General features: G+C 46.4%; 4 protein-coding genes and 1 pseudogene. All 5 read right to left on the bottom strand.

The genetic code is table 11. The annotated features are described in order from the left end of the window. Nucleotides 1-269: hypothetical protein (locus ACGF7G_RS22105; protein WP_387468420.1), on the bottom strand; the 269-nt coding region annotated here is incomplete at its 3' end. A gap of 15 nt (nt 270-284) precedes the next feature. Continuing rightward, nucleotides 285-1,346 carry a baseplate hub protein gene (locus tag ACGF7G_RS22100; RefSeq protein WP_387468418.1) on the bottom strand — a complete coding sequence of 354 codons (1,062 nt, stop codon included), beginning with the start codon at nt 1,344-1,346 and terminating at the stop codon, nt 285-287. A 4-nt stretch (nt 1,347-1,350) separates the two neighbouring features. After that, on the bottom strand, nt 1,351-1,656 hold the full coding sequence (locus ACGF7G_RS22095) for a phage baseplate plug protein (RefSeq protein ID WP_387468416.1): 306 nt from the start codon (nt 1,654-1,656) through the stop codon (nt 1,351-1,353). Further along, nucleotides 1,656-2,270: a phage baseplate protein gene (locus ACGF7G_RS22090; RefSeq protein ID WP_387468414.1), complete on the bottom strand. Its 615-nt coding sequence runs from the start codon at nt 2,268-2,270 to the stop codon at nt 1,656-1,658. Before ACGF7G_RS22090 ends, ACGF7G_RS22095 begins: the two co-directional genes overlap by 1 nt. Continuing rightward, nucleotides 2,270-2,500 (bottom strand): annotated as a pseudogene (locus ACGF7G_RS22085) (lytic transglycosylase); the annotation flags it as partial. The pseudogene ACGF7G_RS22085 and the gene ACGF7G_RS22090, both read right to left, overlap by 1 nt.

Here is a 2,500-nt window from a genome sequence, read left to right as displayed (position 1 = left end):
GCCTTGCCGTTACGCTTGATAAACTGAAAGCCGTACATGTTACCGTCGCGGGCAGGCATGAGGCCCATGTCCATTTTTATATTAGCGTAGTCATCTTTCTGCTTAAGAAAGGCTATTTTTTGAGAAGTTACCTTTTCACCATTAACATAGGTTAAGCCACCGTTCTCTCCTACAGATAAATGATAACCGCTACATTGCACGGCCGAAAACGCTGACGGCGCGCATAGCGCCCCCATAATAATGATAAACCCTAATAAAGAGCGCTTCATACTTACCTCGAAAAATTATAATCCACGGTCCAGAGCTGATCTACTAGGCAGGTCTGTTGCCCCGCGCGCTTCACACATCATTTCCTGATACCACTCATTGCCGCGAGTATCTCCAGTATACATAATGCCCTTGACAATATACACGCCGTCCGTCGCTATACTCGCTGGGGGTTTAGACACCCCACTGACGTAAAGGTTCCCGTTATCGTTTTCATCCGTCAGCCGTCCACCAGACATTTGTATATCGGCGTTAGGTAGGGACGTTCTGTATACCGAGCCTTCATCTAATTTAATCAGACCGTTGACTTTGATATTCGGATTAATCAGGCATCGGACATTCACCCCCGCCCCAATGGTTTGTTGCGGCATACCAATAAGTCCCGTCCGGCTATTCAAAACAATGGCATCGTGCACATACATTTCATCTGAGACCATTTCACGCTTACCATCGACAAATTGCCAGGTCGCTTTACATTGTTTTGCCACGTTATCCATGATGTCCCGCGACATCCCAAAGAGCACTCTCCCGCGAGGGTATACCGTTGTTGGCATCTCCGGGGTGTGCCCTTCGGTAATGCCATAGGGCGAAAACGTCTTCATAGTCAAATCGTTGATATCGGCAACCGTATAACCTGCTGCAACGGTTTGATTAATAGTCGCATAAGCAAAGGCTTCTTGACCATCGCAGGCTTGAATTTGTGTGTACGTGTCAGTCGGGTTGTCTCTCCCGGTCAACGTAAACCGGATATCGCCGCTGAAGATCTCCCCGTAGTTTTGGCCGTCACGCTGCCCAGTAGTTCCCGGTTCAACAGGCCGGGCTTTGCCGACTTCACTTTCGGGAACGGTTGGCGTGATGCCGTCATAGCCTACGATAATTTTTATCTTCGAAAACTCGCTACCAAGAATACGATTGCTGGTATCTTTTGACAGATTGTAAATCTTTAATGTCGCAACACGCGGGAAACTAATCGTGAACCACTCGATATTAAATATGACTCTAAAATCCGATAAGACTATGCCTTTGCCGTGATCGTCTAACAGCATTAATTCAAAATGACGTAACCAGTTTTGACTCATGTTTTTACCTTTGAATAAAATAAAGATGACTGGATAACCCAAGATTTGTGTCGGTTGGGTATTCAGTGCTATCTGCATCACTGGCAATGACTAACATGCCGTTGATCCCTAAATACGGATATTGTTCTAATAAGTTAATACCGGGTATTAGCGGCGCACCCACCAGCAAATCAACACCTGCATTATTTTGAATATCCATAACCCAGCCAGCAGCATCACGATAAATCAGACGCATTTTCACATTCTGATTACCCAACTTTATTGCAAACATTTGATTGCTCGCTGTAAGCGGAATTTCTGAGACTTGCATCAGCCACCCCCTTTTACATAGCTTTTAAACGCATCAACAAAGAACCCCTTCGCTTGTGACAAAACAGATCCGTTGACAGGTTGCGTTGCTTTAACCCCGGCGTTTTCTACCGACGAGGTATTCACCCCGGTTTTCATGGCTTCTTTTTCCGCGACCTGTGCCGTTTGGGTGGACGAAATGATCATCTCCCTTAACGTCAACGTGCACAGCAACACGTTCTCACTAAGCCTGTCCGTAGTGACTTCAATCGCTTTGATCAGCATGTTTTCATACGTGCGCTTACCTGTAATGACATTGAAGGGTTCCCGTAACGCTTGGAGATCAAGGATTTTTTGATAGGTCTCTTTCGGGCTTAAGCCCATGCTTAGCCCGATTTTAGAAGTATCAACAAAATCGAGAAGCGAGCCACCGCCCGCAAAACCCAGTTCCATCGTGATTTCGGATGGCTTTTTATAGGCGTGATCACTGACCGCAGCCCCAATTTCAACCGGATGCTCAGTAATTTCCAGTGCATCGGTGTGCTTTTCGGATATCACAACACTTGGCACAAGCAACAGACTTTCAGTGCCAAACGACCGGGTTTGTTGCTGAAAAATGGCTGATAAAATATCCATTAACTCACCTGCTTTTGAAGTTGTATTAACCGTGCATTCACGCCATTTTGCCGACTTGCAATTTCATTTGCCGTCGCTTTCGCGTCAGTTGCCCCATGCACAGTAATGTTGGTCGTTTGCTGAACGCTGCCACTGCCTGCTATCGCGGCTTTATTGATGAGTTCACTGTTGTATGGATTACGACCGTTCTCGCGCTGAATGATGCCGCTCATCATCGCTGTCAGAGTTTT

This window comes from Photorhabdus sp. RM323S (assembly GCF_042879375.1).
Taxonomy (GTDB): domain Bacteria; phylum Pseudomonadota; class Gammaproteobacteria; order Enterobacterales; family Enterobacteriaceae; genus Photorhabdus; species Photorhabdus tasmaniensis.
This window is presented reverse-complemented; position numbering and strand designations above follow the sequence as displayed.

What these genes read in the sequence shown, in the direction of transcription:
- ACGF7G_RS22100 (WP_387468418.1), bottom strand. Translation starts at nt 1,346, where the DNA reads ATGAGTCAAAACTGGTTACGTCATTTTGAATTAATGCTGTTAGACGAT.
- ACGF7G_RS22095 (WP_387468416.1), bottom strand. Translation starts at nt 1,656, where the DNA reads ATGCAAGTCTCAGAAATTCCGCTTACAGCGAGCAATCAAATGTTTGCA.
- ACGF7G_RS22090 (WP_387468414.1), bottom strand. Translation starts at nt 2,270, where the DNA reads ATGGATATTTTATCAGCCATTTTTCAGCAACAAACCCGGTCGTTTGGC.